This is a genomic window from Pseudomonas sp. CBS (assembly GCF_024734645.1).
Taxonomy (GTDB): Bacteria; Pseudomonadota; Gammaproteobacteria; order Pseudomonadales; family Pseudomonadaceae; genus Aquipseudomonas.
Window position 1 is genome coordinate 6,031,936 of sequence record NZ_CP102929.1, and the last position, 17,835, is coordinate 6,049,770.

The following is a 17,835-nucleotide window of genomic DNA, read 5'->3' on the forward strand; positions in this document are numbered from 1 at the left end:
ATATATACTGCGCGCCATTCTTCAAGGGAGAGCCGTGTGGCCATCGATATTCACTGGATCTGCGACAACGATAGCCTCGGCCAGCACTGCGCCGAATGGCAGCAGTTGCCATTCGTCGCCCTCGACACCGAATTCATGCGGGTCGACACCTTTTATCCCATTGCCGGGCTGATCCAGATCGGTGATGGCGTTCGCGCTTATCTGATCGACCCCCTGACCATCGACAATTGGCAACCCTTGGCCGCCTTGCTGGAAAACCCGGCGGTGATCAAGGTGGTGCACGCCTGCAGCGAAGACCTGGAAGTGTTGCTGCGCCTGACCGGCAGCTTGCCGGTGCCGTTGTTCGACACCCAACTGGCGGCGGCGTATTTGAACCTCGGTTTTTCCATGGGCTATTCGCGGTTGGTGCAGGCCGTCCTCGATATCGACCTGCCCAAGGGTGAAACCCGTTCGGACTGGCTGCAGCGGCCATTGTCCGAGACGCAAATCAGCTACGCCGCCGAAGACGCGGTGCACCTGGCGGAAGTCTACACACGCCTGCGCCCGAAGCTTTCCGACGACAAATACGCCTGGGTCCTGGAAGACGGTGCCGAGTTGGTGGCCAACCTGCGCCGCGAAGTCGACCCGTACGAGGTCTACCGCGACGCCAAGCTGGCCTGGAAACTGTCCCGAGCCCAGCTCGCGGTACTGCGCGAGCTGTGCGCCTGGCGCGAGCAGCAAGCCCGTGCCCGGGACTTGCCGCGCAACCGGATCATTCGTGAACATTCGTTATGGCCCCTGGCCAAATCCCAGCCGGATAACCTCGCCGCGCTGGGCAAGATCGAAGACATGCACCCGCGCACCGTGCGCCAGGACGGCGAGTTCCTGCTGGGCCTGATCAAACGTGCTGGCAGCGTGCCCATGGACCAGTGGCCACCGGCGGTTGCCGAGCCATTGCCGGTGGACGCCGCCACGCTGATCAAGCAACTGCGCGCCCTTGGCCAGGCCGAGGCTGAACGTCTGGACATGGCGCCGGAACTGATGCTGCGCAAGAAAACCCTCGAAGCCCTGGTCAAGAGTGGCTACCCCGAGGGGCCTTACCAATTGCCAGATTCGCTGCGTGGCTGGCGCCGCGAATTGATGGGCCAGGCGCTGCTGGACAGCCTGGCCACTGCCGGAGAACAGCCTTGAAACGTATCTGCTCCATCTATCGCAGCCTCAAACGAAACGAGATGTACCTCTACGTGCTGAAAAGCGATGCACTGGAGCGTGTGCCGGAAAGTCTGCTGGCCGCTTTCGGCAAGCCGCACCACGCCTTTGACCTGGTGCTGAGCCCGGAGCGCAAGCTGTCCCGCGAGGACATCACCGTGGTTCTGGAGAACCTCGAGAAGCAGGGCTACCACCTGCAAATGCCGCCGGCCGAGGACGAGTACATCGAACACTTGCCCGAAGAGCTGCTGCGACGTAATGACCCGATGTGATCGGTCAGTGCCCCGTCCGGGGCACATCATCTATGGAATTCAATTTTTGGCGGTGGCCGCAACGGACAGTGACTGCGCCGGCGGCCGCCTGCAGTGTTTTTGAAAGGTTTGAACCATGCGCGTTCTGATTGCTGAACACGATCACCCGCTGTACGCCCGGCTGCTGCGCGAAGCGGCGCCGGACCTTGAGGTCATGACCAGCGGCGACTCCGCTGAATTGTCGCGCCTGGCGGCCGACTGCCCGGTGTGGCTGGGCCAGCCGGACCTCCTGGCCACCTTGTTGCGCCAGGGCCATCAGCCACAATGGCTGCAATCGACCTGGGCGGGCATCACGCCGCTGCTGGCCGAAGGCTTGCCCCGGGATTATCGCCTGACTCGCGCCGTAGGCATTTTTGGCCAGGTGATGGCTGAATACGTGCTGACCTACATGCTCGGTCATGAGCGTGAAGTGCTGGCGCGCCTGGTCAGCCAGGTCGAGCGCAAGTGGGATAACCGCATGGGCCAGAGCCTGGCGGGGCGCAAGGTGCTGATCGTCGGTACCGGTGATATCGGCCGTAGCGTCGCGCAATTCCTGCTGCCGTTTGGTGTTGAGTTGTATGGCATCGCCAGCGAAGCCCGTGAGCAGGCGCCGTTTATCGAAGTTGCCGATCTGGAAGAGTTGCCGCGCCTGGTGGGTGAGGTGGACTACGTGGTCAACCTGCTGCCCAACACACCGAACACCCATGATTTGTACAATGCTGCGCTGTTCAAGCAATTCAAGCCGACCGGGTTGTTCATCAACGTCGGGCGCGGTGTGGCGGTGGTCGATGCGGACCTGGTGGAAGCGTTGAAGGAAGGCCATCTGGCCGGGGCGGTGATTGACGTTTGCCGTCAGGAACCCTTGCCCCAGCGCCATCCGTTCTGGACCGCCTGGGGGTTGCTGCTGACCGGGCACAGCTCGGCGCCGACTTCGCCGGGGATGATGGTGCGGTTGTTTGTCGAGAATCTGCGGGCGTACCAGGCGCAGGAAGCATTGCGCGGTGAAGTGAGTTTCGAGCGCGGTTACTGATAGCGCGACGGCCCGGCAACGCATGTTGCCGGGCGCTTACAAATTTCTGCAAACACTAATCAGATGTCGGTTTTACAGGTCGTATGTGAGTCTCGTACCCCTCTTTAGATGGGTACATTCTCATGTTGAATGCTGGCACTGTGTCTCTCCCTCCACGGGTCACTCCGCAACTTTCCCTGCTTTCCAACGAGCCGGCGGCGCTCCCGCTATTGCCCTCTGCTCTGGGTGCCGCGACCGATTTCAACACGCAGGCCCGCGCCCCAGTCCCCCGGCAATCCGGTCTCACCGCGGCGTTGGGCGACCGCGAGAATCTGCGGACACTGGGCCAGAAGCTTTACGAAATCGCCAGCCGTCTTGGCGTGAATGCCAGCCCTCAAGCGGTGCTGGCTGCGCTGCAAACGACACCGATGCATATACACCCCGACTCGTCCTACCCGATCCAGGCGGGTAAAGCGGCGACGGTAGAGACCTTTCTCAGAAGTATCGGCTTGGGGTTGCCCACCAATCATTTTCAACTGACCGGTCATGCCCATGCGGTGAGTGACAGGGCACTGGAGCATCCGCTCGGCAATTTTGGCGGCGGGTTGTCCTGGCCTGTTCCCATGAGCGGCGGTGAACAGCGCAGGGTGCTGGCGGCGGCTACCGACCATGGCAGCCAGAACCCCAATGCACCGCACATCGGCGCAAGCGTGGGTGTACTGGAATATCTGAACGCGAACCAGCCGTTGTCGGGCGAGGCATTGACTGATCCTGCCAAGGCACTCGAAACCCTCGTCAGCTCCACCCGCGGGCAGGCACTGGGGCAAGCCATCCGGGATCAGCTCGGGGGCGTCGCCACCGATACCAGCGTGAACGAATACGCACTGAGCGCAATCCACCTGCTGCTGGATCCCGAGTCCATTACGGAGCCGCACCGAAACCGTGTGGCAGGTTTCGACCTCGCGCAACACGCCCACTGGGGCAGGCCGGCTTCGACAGTGCTCGAGCGCCTGAGCACTTACCTGCACGAAAATCACAAGACCAGTCCCGAGATGGCCAAGGCCGGCGCCTATTTGTTACTGGCACGAAAGGCGCCCGAGTTTTTGATCAAGGACATTCCCGACCGCGTGACTTACGGCAGCCCGGCCTGGGTAAGCCTCGCGGTCGCAGCCGCGGCCATAGAAGCACAGTTCCCCGGGAAGGTGGCGCACATGACCTTTGCCCAGGTCATGTCCAGCGCTGAAAACGCGATCGTGACGAATCGAGCGGCCGCCGAACACGCACAGAAGGCGGCACTGGTGGACTGGGCCGTGGCCAACGGGATTGTCACTCGGCAGCCCAGTGATAGTTACAGCGACGTCGAGATAGACCGTGCAAGAACGGCATTTAACGCACAACTGAAGTTGACGCTTGCCGCTACCGGCTTATTGGAAGCCGATATTCCGAGCCGTAAGGACATTGCGCTGGCCCACCTGAAAGAGCGGTTTGGCGAGCACGTACCCTTTGAAGAGAAACGACTGAAGGTCGTTGAATCGAAACAACCCTCAGCCCAACCGCTTTACGATCCGAACCGGGCACCCGCCGGGCTTTACTCGTTGTTGGACATCGCCATGAGCGGACTTGGCCAATACACATGGGAAACCAGGGACCCGCACATTGCCGAGGCGATCAAAGGCAAGAGCCTTGAGTTCAGCGTGAACAACGTCTTCAACGAACAGTTCGAACAAGCGATCACCTCTCGCAAGCAAGGCGTTCGCAGCGCCATCAAGCACCTTGTCGCAACACTTCCGTTGGCCGACAGAGAAAATCTGGAGTTTGGAAAACTCGAGTTTTTTCAGAAAAACACCTATGAACTTGGCCTCGACTTCACCTCCAAAAAAAAAGGGGTGTCGGACAATAAGTTGTGGGTCAAGGCGACCGGAAGAAATGGCGACACCGTTTATGAAATTGACTTGAAAGCAGGTGCAATCAAGGCCGTGCCTGCCTCTGAATTAACAACAAAGCGGGAGCGGCAAGCCAACAAAACGTTCAAGACGGAGCCCTTCAAACCCAAGACCGTGAGTGAGGCTGCCTTTGGCCCGAAAAACCAGGAGGGCTTATCGACGCCGCCCATCAGTTTTTCCAGTACGCGAACGCAGCACATCGCCGACGCTTTTGTTGAGCACCTCGATCTTGATAGTGATGACGTCAAGGCTTATGCCCAGGGCGTGACCTCGTTCGATAAACAAATGGCAACCGAGTGGAACGTCACCAACTTTTTTCTCGACCTGATTCCGCTTAGGTCAGCCATTGCGAACTTTTCCAAGGGCAACCACCTGGAAGGTGCCAGTGACCTGGCGCTGGATGTCTTTGGTTTCGTCACGGCGGGCGCGGGTGTGGCGGCGAAAGTGACGAAGGCGGGGGCCAAGGTCGCCGGCGCTGCCGCCAAGGCCATTCAAGTGGCAAAAGTCATCGGTGTGGCTGCCATTCAGGCATTCAACCCGTTGGATGGCCTCAGCGATCTGGTCGCTGGAAGTGCCCGGCTGCTGGGCAAAGGTGCCAGCTTTGTACGCGCGACGGGTGCAGAGGTGGTCAACAAGCTCAAGGGCGCGAGCGGCAGCTACGACCTGTTGAAAGCGGCCAGTAAACACTATGACGCAGCGGCGACGGGTACTTTCAAGGTCGCCGGGCAAAACGTTGATGGAGGTGCGGTACTCCAGAACGGTCGATGGTATGCGTTTGATGTGGACAGGATGCGGCCGTACGGCAGCCCGCTTGAAGGTTTCACTGCAAAAACGAGTGCGATGGATGGGGCGATCATTACCACGCCTGTCGAGCAGGGCAGCGCCCTGAACAACCGGTTGCTTGGCGACTATAGCGTGGCCGAATCGAAAATAGCCGGGCTTGCGCGCAACAGTCAGGGGATCTATGTGGCGGCAGACGGTCACGTGTCTCATATCCGCCATACCGATACCGCCGGCAACACGGCGGTCTACGAAGTGCGCCAAGTGACTCGCACCGCCGACGGTGCCGTACAGGCGCAGATTTATCACAACAACCGGCAAACGCCGCTGCTGGTGCAGCACCTTCAGGGGGACCAATGGCAGCGCCTGGGGGCACGCGGCGGTAACCGGCCTTCTGTGGCATCAGACCTGGGGCCGGAAATTGGCGGGGGCGGTGAGGGGACGATCTACGAAAGTCTCGACGGGAAAAGTGTTTATAAGGACTATGGCCCTTCATCCATGACGGCTGCCGACGACTTTGTCGATAACGAGACCCTGTGCCTGAACAGCTATTACGGTGACGGCTTTGCAACGACGATATTTGAGAATGGTCGTCGTTATTTGAAGATGGGCAAACTGGACGGGGTGGATGTTAATACCCTGGCAAGGGGAAGTTTGCCCCCAGAGGCCAGGCTTTTATTGGATGACGCATTTCGGCGCATGGAACAGAAAAATCTTTACCACAACGATCTGCAGTTAAGTAATTTCCTGTATTCAGCGAGGGATAATAAAATCTATCCAGTGGACTTGAACGCAAACGGTCTTGAAGACATGACACCGTTTCTCGTCAGTATGTACAAGCGTGATCGAGACGAGCTGCGCAGGTCCTATTACGCGCTGATCGCCAAGGCGTAGCCCTGCACCCTGCTGTGATCGCAGCAGGGTTTTAACGTGATCATCAACGGCTGTCAGAGCGTGCTCAGTCCTGGTGATTGAAGTCGCCTTCGGACACCAGCTCTTTCAATGGGCGACGCGGGCTTGGGGTTTCCCGGGCTTGCAGGTAGTCGGCCAGGGTCGATTTGTCGCCGAGCTTGCCAATCGCCACCGCAGCGTGCAGGGCGTAACCTTCAGGAATCTTCAGTTCCTTGCGGGTCAGTTCCTGATCGAAACCGGCCATGCCATGGGTGTGCCAACCGCTGAGGCTGGCTTGCAGCGCCAGGTGGCCCCAGGCCGAGCCGGTGTCAAAGGTGTGCCACAGCGCCGGGGTTTCTTCGGTGGCGCCGGGGACGGTGAAGGTCGTCTTCGACGCGACGATCACCAGGGCCGAGGCATGCTGCGCCCAGCCACGGTTGAATTCGTTCAGCAGGCCCAGGAAACGCTCCCAGTTCGGTGTGTCGCGACGGGCGTAGAGAAAACGCCATGGCTGCGAGTTGTAGGCCGAGGGTGACCAGCGCGCGGCTTCGAAGAAGCTCAACAGGGTGTCCACCGGGATGCTTTCGCCGGTGAAGGCGCGCGGCGACCAGCGGTCGGTGAATTGTGGGTGGATCGGGTAGTCGGCGACGCGAGGGTTGCTGCTCATTGGGCTGATCCTGATGAAAAACCGGGGTTCAAAACTACTTCGCCGCCGGGTGGCTGACAAGTCTTGTTCTACCGACAGTCGTAAGCGCTTGGCCCCGGGAGCCATGGGCACTAGACTGGCGGCCTTTTAACATACCGATATTGATGTAGAGCCATGGCCGCCAAAGTCGAACCTTTCTGGATCCGCAAAACCCTCGAACAACTCGACCAGGATGAGTGGGAGTCGTTGTGCGATGGCTGCGGCCTGTGCTGCCTGCAAAAGCTCGAGGATGAAGACGACAACAGCGTCTACTACACGCGTATCGCCTGCAAACTGCTGGACCTGAAAACCTGCCAGTGCACCGATTACCCCAACCGTCGCGATTCGGTGCCCGATTGCATCCAGCTCACTCCGGGCCAGGCCGACCAGTTCAAATGGCTGCCGCCCACGTGTGGTTACCGGCTGGTGAGTGAGCGCAAGGACTTGCCGTTGTGGCACCACCTGGTCTGCGGCGATCGCGACGCCGTGCACCAGGAACGCATTTCCCAGTCCGGGCGCATGCTCAGCGAAGGCAGCGTGCCCGAGGACGACTGGGAGGATTACCTGATTTTTCGCGCAGGCTGAAAAGGAGTGTGTATGACGGTTGGAGCCCGGCTGGCGGCAAGCCTGCTGTTGTTGGCATTGAGTACGTCGGCTTGGGCGAAGAAAGTCGACCTGGACTACCACGTCAAGCTGCTGCCCCAAACTGATCAGGCAGAGGTACGCGTGAGCCTGTCCCAGGGCTCGGCGGTGCGCAGCCTCAACTTCGACCTGGGCCGCGACGGCGACTACAGCGACTTCAAAGCCGATGGCCAGTGGCAAGTGTTGCCGGGCAATACGTCGGGCGCCAGCCGTGGCTTGTGGCAACCCAGTGCCGACAAGGCCAGCCTGACCTACCGTGTTCGCCTGACCCATACCCGCAAGAAGGGCGTTTACGAAGCCCGCATGACCCCGAGCTGGGCGCTGTTTCGTGGCGAAGACCTGGTGCCCACCGCGCGCCTGGATCAGCAGGACGGCGTTGAACTGGTGTCGCGCCTGGTGTTTGAACTGCCCGCCGGTTGGAAGAGCGTCGAGACGTCCTGGCCGCGCATCGGCAAGAACAAATTCCGCATTGATAACGTGTCCCGCCTGTTTGACCGGCCCACCGGCTGGATGCTCGCAGGTACGTTGGGCAGCCGCAGGATGCGCCTGGGGGAAACCGAAATCACCGTGGCGTCGCCCAAAGGGCAGGGCATGCATCGCATGGATGTGCTGACCTTGCTGACGTTTGTCTGGCCGCAGGTGCGAGCGGCATTCCCGCGGCACCCGGCGAAACTCCTGGTGGTGGGCGCCAGTGACCCGATGCGGCGCGGTGCATATTCGGCGCGGGACTCGATCTACCTCAACAGCCGTACGCCGCTGGTCAGCGAAAACGGCAGCAGCCCATTGATCCGTGAAGTGGTGCAGGCCATCGGTCGCTTCAACGACCAGCAGGGCAGCGACTGGATCAGCGAGGGCTTGGCGCAGTATTACGCTATTGAGCTGATGCGCCGCGCGGGGGGGATCAGTGATGATCGTTACGCCGCCATACAGGCCCGGCTGGCCAAGGAAGGCAAGGACGTGACCACCCTGCGGGTCGAGCACGCCAACGGCGCGACGGTGTCACGGGCGGTGGTGCTGTTGCAGGAGCTGGACCGCGAGATTCGTGTGAAAACCCACAACAAGCGTTCGCTGGATGATTTGACCCAGGCGGTGATGCGCTTGAACAGCATCAGCACAAAGGAATTTGTGCAGCTGGGGGAGAGCATTATTGGCGAGTCGTCGGTAGTACTCGATACCAAACTGCTGCACTGAAACCAATGTGGGAGCGGGCTTGCTCGCGAATACGGTATATCAGAAACACATTCAGTGACTGACACTGCGCTTTCGCGAGCAAGCCCGCTCCCACATTTGATCGGGGTTAACCCACAGTTTTGCTGGCGTTTTCAGCCGCCACTTCAGCCTTGGTCTTGAGGTTTTTCAGTTCCTCACCGGCGCGTTCGATCTTGGTCCGCACGCTGTTCATTTCCTGGCGGCTGCGCTCCAGTAATTCTTTCGCCGAGCTATGCCCGCTGATCCCGCGTGCCAGCGCCACGCCGCCAATCGCCACCTGGATCAAACCGAAAAAGCCGCCACGGCGCAGGCCTTTGCCCATCATCACCACACCGCCAGCCAGGGAGCCGATGCGTTCCCAGCCCTGGACGTTTTGCGTGGGCTGGCGCTCGAACGGCGTGGACCGGATAACGGGTCGCAGGGTTTTGCTGTCGCTCATGATCTGTCTCCAACAAGGGCTTATTGATATGCAGCTGACTGCACACAGGCCGCGGATGTTCCCAAAAAATCAGTATTTGGGACCCGAACGGGTGTTGTTGCCCTTGGCCAGGCGGTCGTAAAGCACCACGTTGACGGTGGCGGCAAGGTTCATGCAACCGGTGGTCGGGATGTAGATCACGTCTTCACACCAATCACGAATCTCTTTGTCGAGGGAGCCGTCTTCCGGGCCGAAGATATACAGCGCACGGTCGGGGTGGGTGTACTCGGGCAGAGGGCGGGCGCCTTCCACCAGCTCGACGGCGACGGGGATGCAGCCCAGGGGCAGGATCTTTTTCAGGTCGTCGATACCGATCAGCGGAATGTCGTGGTGGACCTTCTTGGTGTCGGTAATAAAGTCCCGGGCCCGCTCATAGCGCTTGCCGGTGTAGAACACCGAGGCCACGCCGTAGCAGCCGGCGGCGCGCATCACCGAACCAACGTTTTCGGGGGATTTGGGGTTGTACAGACCGATGCAGCTGTAGCGTTTATTGCCCACGGGAGAGGGTGCCTTCGAGAAAAACCGCGATTATACGGGGATTGCTCGAAAGGCGGTCAGTTTGAACGGCACGTGTTGCAACACCGTGGCGAGAGAGCTTGCTGTGGCGAGGGAGCTTGCTCCCGCTGGGCTGCGTAGCGGCCCCACGTTTTTTGGGAGCGCTTCGCACTCCAGCGGGAGCAAGCTCCCTCGCCACAGCAAGCTCCCCCGCCACAACAAGCCTCCTCCCACAGCAGGTCGTTCATGACATCGCTTCAGTCGTCTTTCTTCATCAACCCGGCCAATGCCGCAAACGGGTTGTGCGTCGCCTTGGCAATCGTCGGGCTGCTGGTGGAGCCTTCGCCGAAATACTGCTGGTCGGTATAGCGCGAGTGTTCGTTGTCGTGGCAATACAGGCACAGCAACTCCCAGTTGGAGCCGTCCTGGGGATTGTCATCATGGTTGTGGTTGCGGTGGTGCACGGTCAGTTCGCTCAGGCGCTTGCCGGCGAATTCACGGGCGCAGCGGCCGCACACGTGGGGGTACATCTTCAGGGCTTTGTCGCGGTAGCCCATTTCCCGGTCGCGCTGGGCATCGGCGAGGATGCGGTCCAGCTTGGCGGTGTGGGAGGGCGGGTTGGTCGAGCTCATCATGGCTCCTGTCTTTTAGTGGATCACGGATAGCGTTGATTCTAGCTGCTTGCGGGGCAATAAACCTCTGGCTTTTTCAGCGGCAGTACACGCAGGTGTCGGGGGATTGTTTGTAGTATTGGTGAACTGAATTCATAAGGAGCGGTACTCATGCGGATGCATACAGGATGGTGGGCGTTGCTGTTATTCGCCGTCAGCGTTCAAACCCAGGCGTTTTCCACCCCCCAGCCGGGCCAGGTGATTGATGTGGCACTGGAGCAGCTCCATCCGACCCAGGCGGTGATCGGCTTTGATCAGATCCATTACAAGCTGGGGGTCTTTGCCGATTCACCCAAGAAGGTGTTCGACGAATACTGTGAAACCAATGGCCAGGGCGAAGCCAGCAAGGTGCCTAAAGACGCTGACCTGCATAAACCAGGCAGCTTTACCTGCAAAGACCCGGTGGGGACTCACCCGGCGGACATGAAAACCGTGGTGGTCGGCCCCGCTGGCCAGTTGTACCTCACCGACGGCCACCACTCGTTCAGTACCTTGTGGGAGCAGCCAGGTGCCGGCACCAAACTGAAGATGTGGGTGCGGGTCACCGATAACTTCAGCGACAGTCCCGACCTGGCGACTTTCTGGAAACGCATGGAGCAGGGCCGAAAGGTCTGGCTCAAGGACGGCCAGGGCAAGACCATCACGCCTGAGCAAATTCCGGCACACCTGGGCTTCAAGGACCTCGGCGACGACATGTTCCGCAGCCTGGTTTACTTCTCCCGCAAGGCATCCTACGGCAAGCCGACCTCTGGTGAGGTGGTGCCGGAGTTCCTCGAGTTTTACTGGGGAGGATGGTTGCGCGCCCAGATTGACCTCGGCGCGTTCAATCTGAACAAGCAAGGCGGGTATGAAAAGGCAATCGAGGCGGTAGCCAAGCGCATGGTCAGCCTGGCGCCCGATGCACCGGTAGGGGACAGCGGCTTCAGCGCCCAGCAGTTGGGCGGCTTCACGTCACTTAACCGCAAAGAACTGAACGATACGTTCAAGAAGAAAGTGCCCTACGTTATCGACAGTAGAAGTAACTAATTGACGAGCCGGCAGGGGCGGCCTTGTGCTGTTTCTGTCGAGCGTATAACGGCTGAATATACAGTAAAGATCCGGCAAATATCGATTTAAACACCGTGGGGCATTTAATTGGCTTCAAGGTGATAAAGTGTTGGACTAACTTTGCCAGTTTGTTTAATGTGGCGCCTCTTGGCCTACTGCCGTTAGTGTGTTCTGTGGTGGCGTCAGGTATTTCAATACGTCAGGTCTTTCCTGGCGACTGTCAGTTTCCCGCAAGCCGGGCTTTCCTCTCACGATATCAACCCTCGTGGTTGGCGTTGTGGCGTTTCAAGTCAGAAACGCTCATCCAGAGCGTACTGCTTCCAATAACCGAAGTCGGGTGGTTGAAGTGTCTGATGATCGTCGTGCAAATAATAAAAAATCGACGCGTTACCCTGTTGTTATAACTTGATGATTCGGGATAAGTATCCTGTGCAAGTTGTAAGTTTATGGTGCCCGTTAATAAACTTCTGATGTTCATCTCGCTGACATTCACACTACGTGAATGCAACTGCCTGCTTCAATTGAATACATGCAATTTTTTGTAGAGGCTGTTGTGTCTAAAGGCGTTGTTCTGGCGGTTTCCGCTTCCTTCCTGTTTGGTGTGCTGTATTTCTTTACCTCCCTTCTTGAGCCCTTGAATGGTCAGCAGATATTTGGCTGGCGAATGCTCATTTCGTTGCCCTTCATGACGTTGCTGCTGGTCGTCTCCGGGGACTGGAAGTGGGTGCCGCTGATCTACAAACGGCTGCGGGAGAAACCCGCGCTGCTGCCCTGTGTCGTGGTCACCAGTGCGCTGGTGGGGGTGCAGTTGTGGATATTCATGTGGGCGCCCCTCAATGGCCACGGCCTGGATGTGTCGCTGGGCTATTTCCTGTTACCGCTGACCATGGTCATCACTGGCCGCATCGTTTACGGCGAACGCCTTTCACATCTGCAAAAGATAGCCGCAGCGCTGGCGGCGGTGGGCGTGGCCAATGAGTTGTACCGCACGGGCGGGTTCTCCTGGACCACGTTGGTGGTGTGCGTGGGTTATCCAATGTATTTCGTGCTGCGTCGGCGTTGCGGCACCGACAACCTGGGCGGGCTGTGGCTGGACATGATGCTGATGATCCCGGTCGCACTGTGGTTCGGCCTGGGTGGCGAGCCGATCAGCGAGACCCTGGCGCAACGCCCGGCGCTCTATTGGCTGGTGCCACTGATGGGATTGGTCAGCGCAGCGGCGGGTTATTCCTACATCATGGCCAGCCGGCTGTTGCCGTTCAGCCTGTTCGGTTTGCTCAGTTACGCAGAGCCGGTGCTGCTGGTGGCTGTGTCGCTGATGCTGGGAGACGCCCTCAAGCCGGGCCAGTGGATGACCTACCTGCCGATCTGGCTGGCGGTGGTTGTGTTGGTGCTGGAAGGCTTGAGGCATTTGAATCGACTGCGCCGGTCGATCTGACGGCAACCCACGCAGTTAATGCTTAGCCCTTGAGCTTTTCAGCAATCCAGATGGTATGCCGCGTGCCCTTGTTGCCATGGGCAAACACCTGCACTTCCTCGGCCTTGAAGCCGGCCTTGCGCAGCTTGTCGCTGAACTGCTTGTCGGCGCTGGCCGACCAGACGGCCAGTACGCCCTTGGGCCGCAGGGCCTTGGCGCAGGCGCTGAGGCCGCCGGCGGAATACAGCCAGCTGTTGGCTTTTTGCGTCAGGCCTTCGGGGCCGTTGTCCACGTCCAGCATGATCGCGTCAAACCCCTGGGGCTCGGCCTGCAGCACCTTGGCCACGTCTTCCAGGCGGATCACGGTGCGGGGGTCCAGCAGCGGGCGGCCGGACTTTTCTCCCAGGGGCCCGCGATTCCATTCCACTACGCCGGGCACCAGCTCGGCGACCACCACTTCGGCAGTCTTGCCCAAATGCTTGAGCGCCGCCGCGAGGGTAAAGCCCATGCCCAGGCCGCCAATCAATACCCTGGAGCCGGGCCGACCGGCGACTTTGCGGCACGGAATCTCCGCCAGCGCATCCTCGGAACCGTGCATGCGCGTGTTCATCAACTGGCCACCGTCACCGCCCTGAATCTTGATGACAAAATCCTCACCGTATTCGAACAGGCACAAGGCACCGCCGTTGTCGGGGATCGGAGTGGTGTCCAGCAGAACGAAACGTTTCATGGAAATCTCATTGGGAAGGGCATTCTTGCGCGGTTGGGAGTAGCCTTACGACTTTACGGTCAGGCCATGGAGCCATCGATGAAGTGCAGCATTCTAACGGTCATTGTGTGGAGCGCGCTCGCCCTTGGCGGTGTGGCCCAGGCTCAGGAGTCGCAAACCGTACCGATTACCCCCGCGCCCACAGCGGGTTCGCCGGGTACTGCAACGCCCACACCGTACCCGCAAGTCACGCCACCGGCGACGCCAAAGGCGGCCGGCAGTGGTGAACCGTTGTTGGCGCCTATCGTGCTGCCCACGCCGCCCAAGGACCAGACGATCCCGGGCTTGCAGCAGAACGACATCAAGCCCAAGACCCCAGGCGGTTAAAACTGCTGGGACAGCAATTGCCCGTCCGCCATGCGCAGGCGCCTGGACAGGGCGATAGCAATGGCACGAATGATCTTGGCCGCGATTTTCGGTGCCTCGTTGAGCATTTTTTCCAGGGAATCCTTGCCCAGGTTCAACAGCACGCAATCGCTGGCTGCCACACAGCTGGCGGACCGGCGCTCGCCATCCAGCACGGCCATCTCGCCGAAGGCCCGGCCACTGCGCAAGGTGGCGATGTTCAGCCGCTGGCCTTCATGGTTGGTCTTCTGCACCGCCACCTGGCCTGAGTGGATGATGCACATGAAGGTGCCGGCGTCGCCCTCGAGGAATATCACTTCATCACGGGCGATGGTGCTGATATTGAAATAGCCCGCCGCTACGTGGAAGTCTTCCGGCAGCAACGGGTCGAAGAGGCCGCAATCCATCAGCATGTCGCGGATTTCGTTATTGAGTAAGGTCGGTTCTGGCATGAGGCTTACAGTCTTTGTCCATAAATCGTGCAGGGCGCGCCCGGCGGTCAAGTGTTCAGACCCGCCCGCCAGGCGGAGTTCCTTAAATCAGCCCCAGCGCCTTGAAAACAAATGCATATTCGAGTGCTACGTCACGTAATCCCTGATAACGCCCACTCATGCCGCCATGGCCTGCGCCCAGTTCGGTCTTGAGCAGCAACAGGTTGTCGTCGGTCTTGGTGTCCCGCAGCTTGGCTACCCACTTGGCCGCTTCCCAATATTGCACGCGACTGTCGTTGTAGCCGGCGATCACCAGCATGGCCGGGTAGGCCTGGGCGCTGACGTTTTCGTACGGCGCGTAAGCCTTGATCCGCTCATACACCTCCGGCTCTTCAGGGTTGCCCCATTCGTCGTACTCGGTGATGGTCAGCGGCAATTCAGGGTCGAGCATGGTGTTGAGTACGTCGACGAACGGCACTTCGGCAATCGCCGCCTGGAACAGCTCCGGGCGTTGATTGAGCACCGCGCCGATCAACAGGCCGCCGGCGCTGCCGCCGCTGATAGCCAGTTGCCTGGAGGTGGTCAGGCCCTGGGCGATCAAATGTTCGGCGCAGGCGATAAAGTCGCTGAAGGTATTTTGCTTGTGCTCCTGCTTGCCGGCGCGGTACCAGGCTTCGCCCAGTTCGCCGCCGCCGCGTACATGGGCAATGGCGAAAGCCACGCCACGGTCCAGCAGGCTCAAGCGTGCGTGGGAGAACCACGGGTCGAGGCTCTGGCCATAGGCGCCGTAGCCATACAGATACAGCGGCGTCGGCTTACCCAACTGGTCGCGGTGGACGACAAGGCTGATCGGCACCTGAGTGCCATCGGCCGACGTCGCCCACAACCGTTGGCTGACGTAGTCGTCGGCGTTGAACACACCCAGCACCGGGGTTTCCTTGAGCACCTGCTGTGCGCCGCTGGCCAGTTCCAACTGACGGACCTGAGCCGGGCGGTTCAAGGCTTCATAACGCAGGCGGATCTTGTCGCTGACAAATTCCAAACTGTTCTGCACATAGAGGCTGTAGGCCGCGTCCGGTAATTCCACCCGATAAGCGGCCTGGCCTTGTGGGTGCACTTCGATGATCGGCAAACCACCGATGCGCAGGCTCAGGGTCATGGCCCGGGCGTTGAGGCTCACGCCGTCCAGCATCACTGCGTCGTCGTGGGGGATCAGGTTCTGCCAGTCGTCCTGGGTCGGCACGCTGCCGGTGTCGGCGGCCTGGAACAGGGCGAAGTTGATGCCGTCGCGGTTGCTGCGGATAAACCAGGTCCACTGGTCATCCAGCTTGCCGTGGTCGACGTCATATTCATGGCCTTCTACCCGTGGTGCCATGCAGGTGAACGCCTGCTGCGGCTGCTCGGCATCCAGGGCCCAGATTTCGCTGGTGGTCTTGCTGCCCAGGGCCAGCAGCAACTGGCGCTCGGAACTTGAGCGGTAGCAGTGCAGGAAGAAACGGCCGTCGGGCTCGTGGAACACTTCTTCGGCGGCGGTGCCGTCCAGGCGATAGCGATACAGTTTGTGCGGGCGGTGGGTGTCGTCCAGTTCAGTGAAGAACAGGGTCAGGCTGTCGTTGGCCCAGGTCATGCTGCCGTCGCAGTCTTCGAACTCCAGTTCGCTGACCTTGCCGGTGGCCAATTCCTTCACGTAGAGGGTGTAAATCTCTTCGCCGTTGGTGTCCAGGCTGTAGGCCAGGCGCTGGTGATCGGGGCTGATGCTGAAGGCGCCGAGGGAGAAAAAGCCGCCATTGGCCAGTACGTTCGGGTCCAGCAGCAGCTCTTCCGCGCTTTCGTCGACCTGTTGGCTGTCATCCGCCGGGCGAGGGCAGCGGTAGTGGCGGGCATATTCGTCACCGGCGGTGGTGCGGGTGTAATACAGGTACGGGCCCCAAGGCGAGGGCAGGGACAGGTCGGTTTCGAGGATGCGGCCCTTGATCTCTTCGAACAGGGTTTCGCGCAGTGCCTGTTGGTCGGACAATTGTGCTTCTTGCCAGGCATTTTCCGCCTTGAGGTAATCGAGCACCTCGGCGCTGTCCCGCGCTTGCAGCCAGGCGTACGGGTCGGTGCCGGGGGCCTTGCGGGCGATCGGGGCGGCAGTGATGTGGGTCGCTGGGGGCATGGATCACTCTCTGTCTGGCGGTTGGCCGACGGCATTGCAGCCTCGGCACTGAAAAGCCGTTATCATAGCGGCCTGTTTGCCTACCTTGCCATGGACACCATGACCGAGAACGACTATCTGATCGCTTGGGGCCTCTACGCCTTCGCAGCCCTGGGTTGCCTGCTGGTGTGGTTTGCCATGACCCGCTGGATGTGGCGCTGGCTGCGCGAGCCGCTGCGGTTGCTGATGGCGGTGCTGCTGTTCAGCCCGACCATTGTCGACCCGGTGAAGACCCAGTTCGCCCCGGCCGTCGCCATCACCGCCCTGGACCTGGTGCTCAAGGTCGGCAATAACGCCTGGCGGGCGATTTCCGATCTGTTCATGTATTCCATGATCGCGTTTGGCGTGTATCTGGTGTTTGTGCTGATCCGCTGGCCCATCGAGCGTGCCTCCAGGGCCCGCCGTGAGCAGAAGGCCGCCGCCGCTGCGGCAGCTGCTGCCGCCGAGCCGGAGGACGACGAACCCTTCGCCGATGAGCGCTACGGTCGCCCGGCCCCTGTCAGCGGTATGCGGGTCGAACCGCGCCTTTAACGTTGTACGCCCTGTATCGAGAAGCCTGGCATGTGTGAATTATTGGGCATGAGTGCCAACGTACCGACCGATATCGTGTTCAGCTTTACCGGGCTGATGCAGCGCGGCGGACGGACCGGCCCCCACCGCGACGGTTGGGGCATCGCCTTCTACGAAGGTCGCGGCCTGCGGTTGTTCCAGGACCCGGCGGCCAGCAGCGAATCGGAAGTCGCGCTGCTGGTGCAGCGTTATCCCATCAAGAGTGAAGTGGTGATTGGCCATATCCGCCAGGCCAATGTGGGCAAGGTGTGCCTGTCCAATACCCACCCGTTCGTGCGTGAACTGTGGGGCCGTAACTGGTGCTTCGCCCATAACGGTCAACTGGCGGACTTCAACCCTCGCGCCACGTTCTACCGGCCGGTGGGCGATACCGACAGCGAAGCGGCGTTCTGCGATTTGCTCAACCGTGTCCGCGAAGCGTTTCCGGAACCGGTAGACATCGAACAGGTGCTGCCGGACCTGATTGCCGCCTGCAGCGACTACCGCAGCAAGGGCGTGTTCAATTGCCTGCTCAGCGACGGTGACTGGCTGTTCTGCTATTGCTCGACCAAACTGGCACAGATCACCCGGCGGGCGCCGTTTGGCCCCGCGCGGTTGAAAGATGTCGACGTGATCGTCGATTTTCAGGCCGAAACCACGCCTAATGATGTGGTGACGGTGATTGCCACCGAACCCCTGACCGAAAACGAGACCTGGACCCGCTACGAACCGGGCCAGTGGAGCCTGTGGCGACGCGGCGAATGTGTCAGCCAAGGCAAAACGGAATAAGGACGTCGAA

At 60.3% G+C, this 17,835-nt stretch carries 18 protein-coding genes; 11 read left to right on the plus strand and 7 right to left on the minus strand.

The window, feature by feature from the left end:
- Positions 1-36: 36 nt before the first annotated feature.
- The 4 genes from rnd (at position 37) to NVB75_RS27550 (ending at position 6,104) form a co-directional block, all read left to right on the plus strand.
- A complete protein-coding gene (gene rnd, locus NVB75_RS27535; protein ID WP_063032544.1) occupies positions 37-1,170 on the plus strand; it encodes a ribonuclease D in 1,134 nt (377 codons plus the stop codon).
- A complete protein-coding gene (locus tag NVB75_RS27540; RefSeq protein WP_003210667.1) occupies positions 1,167-1,460 on the plus strand; it encodes a YcgL domain-containing protein in 294 nt (97 codons plus the stop codon). The genes rnd and NVB75_RS27540 overlap by 4 nt, the downstream gene beginning before the upstream one ends.
- A 115-nt stretch (positions 1,461-1,575) precedes the next feature.
- Positions 1,576-2,508, plus strand: coding sequence for a D-2-hydroxyacid dehydrogenase (locus NVB75_RS27545; RefSeq protein ID WP_258344212.1), 933 nt, complete (start codon positions 1,576-1,578; stop codon positions 2,506-2,508).
- 122 nt (positions 2,509-2,630) lie between these two features.
- Positions 2,631-6,104, plus strand: a complete 3,474-nt coding sequence (locus tag NVB75_RS27550) for a hypothetical protein (RefSeq protein WP_258344214.1) — start codon at positions 2,631-2,633, stop codon at positions 6,102-6,104.
- A gap of 64 nt (positions 6,105-6,168) precedes the next feature.
- On the opposite strand, the gene NVB75_RS27555 is transcribed toward NVB75_RS27550, so the two are convergent.
- Positions 6,169-6,768, minus strand: coding sequence for a nitroreductase family protein (locus NVB75_RS27555; protein ID WP_258344215.1), 600 nt, complete (start codon positions 6,766-6,768; stop codon positions 6,169-6,171).
- A 153-nt stretch (positions 6,769-6,921) separates the two neighbouring features.
- Between NVB75_RS27555 and NVB75_RS27560 the strand changes: the two genes are divergently transcribed.
- On the plus strand, positions 6,922-7,371 hold the full coding sequence (locus NVB75_RS27560; RefSeq protein WP_010176530.1) for a YcgN family cysteine cluster protein: 450 nt from the start codon (positions 6,922-6,924) through the stop codon (positions 7,369-7,371).
- 12 nt (positions 7,372-7,383) lie between these two features.
- Positions 7,384-8,619: a hypothetical protein gene (locus NVB75_RS27565; protein ID WP_258344217.1), complete on the plus strand. Its 1,236-nt coding sequence runs from the start codon at positions 7,384-7,386 to the stop codon at positions 8,617-8,619.
- A gap of 106 nt (positions 8,620-8,725) precedes the next feature.
- Here the strand turns inward: NVB75_RS27565 and NVB75_RS27570 are convergent, their stop codons facing one another.
- From NVB75_RS27570 to NVB75_RS27580, 3 genes are all read right to left on the minus strand, one after another.
- On the minus strand, positions 8,726-9,076 hold the full coding sequence (locus NVB75_RS27570; protein ID WP_258344219.1) for a DUF2892 domain-containing protein: 351 nt from the start codon (positions 9,074-9,076) through the stop codon (positions 8,726-8,728).
- Between the two features lie 69 nt (positions 9,077-9,145).
- Positions 9,146-9,613 (minus strand): RNA methyltransferase, encoded by a 468-nt coding sequence (locus tag NVB75_RS27575; RefSeq protein ID WP_003210674.1) that lies wholly within the window; start codon positions 9,611-9,613, stop codon positions 9,146-9,148.
- Positions 9,614-9,867: 254 nt separating this feature from the next.
- The gene (locus NVB75_RS27580; protein WP_003210675.1) at positions 9,868-10,242 is read right to left on the minus strand and encodes a YajD family HNH nuclease; all 375 of its coding nucleotides are present in this window, start codon (positions 10,240-10,242) and stop codon (positions 9,868-9,870) included.
- A 150-nt stretch (positions 10,243-10,392) separates the two neighbouring features.
- Here NVB75_RS27580 and NVB75_RS27585 point away from each other — a divergent pair, with 150 nt between their 5' ends.
- Together NVB75_RS27585 and rarD are read left to right on the plus strand one after the other, a co-directional pair.
- The gene (locus NVB75_RS27585) at positions 10,393-11,307 is read left to right on the plus strand and encodes a ParB/Srx family N-terminal domain-containing protein (protein ID WP_258344221.1); all 915 of its coding nucleotides are present in this window, start codon (positions 10,393-10,395) and stop codon (positions 11,305-11,307) included.
- Between the two features lie 574 nt (positions 11,308-11,881).
- Entirely contained in the window at positions 11,882-12,766 is an 885-nt protein-coding gene (gene rarD, locus NVB75_RS27590; RefSeq protein ID WP_258344222.1) for an EamA family transporter RarD, read from the plus strand.
- Between the two features lie 22 nt (positions 12,767-12,788).
- Here rarD and NVB75_RS27595 read toward each other — a convergent pair whose 3' ends face one another.
- Entirely contained in the window at positions 12,789-13,475 is a 687-nt protein-coding gene (locus tag NVB75_RS27595; protein ID WP_003210678.1) for a spermidine synthase, read from the minus strand.
- 78 nt (positions 13,476-13,553) lie between these two features.
- Between NVB75_RS27595 and NVB75_RS27600 the strand changes: the two genes are divergently transcribed.
- Positions 13,554-13,841, plus strand: a complete 288-nt coding sequence (locus NVB75_RS27600) for a hypothetical protein (protein WP_017479183.1) — start codon at positions 13,554-13,556, stop codon at positions 13,839-13,841.
- Here the strand turns inward: NVB75_RS27600 and NVB75_RS27605 are convergent.
- Positions 13,838-14,311 (minus strand): cyclic nucleotide-binding domain-containing protein, encoded by a 474-nt coding sequence (locus tag NVB75_RS27605; RefSeq protein WP_177008938.1) that lies wholly within the window; start codon positions 14,309-14,311, stop codon positions 13,838-13,840. The two genes, NVB75_RS27600 and NVB75_RS27605, sit on opposite strands and share 4 nt — an antisense overlap.
- A gap of 82 nt (positions 14,312-14,393) precedes the next feature.
- Positions 14,394-16,448 (minus strand): S9 family peptidase, encoded by a 2,055-nt coding sequence (locus NVB75_RS27610; RefSeq protein ID WP_258344223.1) that lies wholly within the window; start codon positions 16,446-16,448, stop codon positions 14,394-14,396.
- Between the two features lie 21 nt (positions 16,449-16,469).
- On the opposite strand from NVB75_RS27610, the gene NVB75_RS27615 reads away from it, so the two are divergent.
- Positions 16,470-17,018 carry an MFS transporter gene (locus NVB75_RS27615; RefSeq protein ID WP_258344224.1) on the plus strand — a complete coding sequence of 183 codons (549 nt, stop codon included), beginning with the start codon at positions 16,470-16,472 and terminating at the stop codon, positions 17,016-17,018.
- A 30-nt stretch (positions 17,019-17,048) separates the two neighbouring features.
- The gene (locus tag NVB75_RS27620; protein WP_258344225.1) at positions 17,049-17,825 is read left to right on the plus strand and encodes a class II glutamine amidotransferase; all 777 of its coding nucleotides are present in this window, start codon (positions 17,049-17,051) and stop codon (positions 17,823-17,825) included.
- Positions 17,826-17,835: the final 10 nt, after the last annotated feature.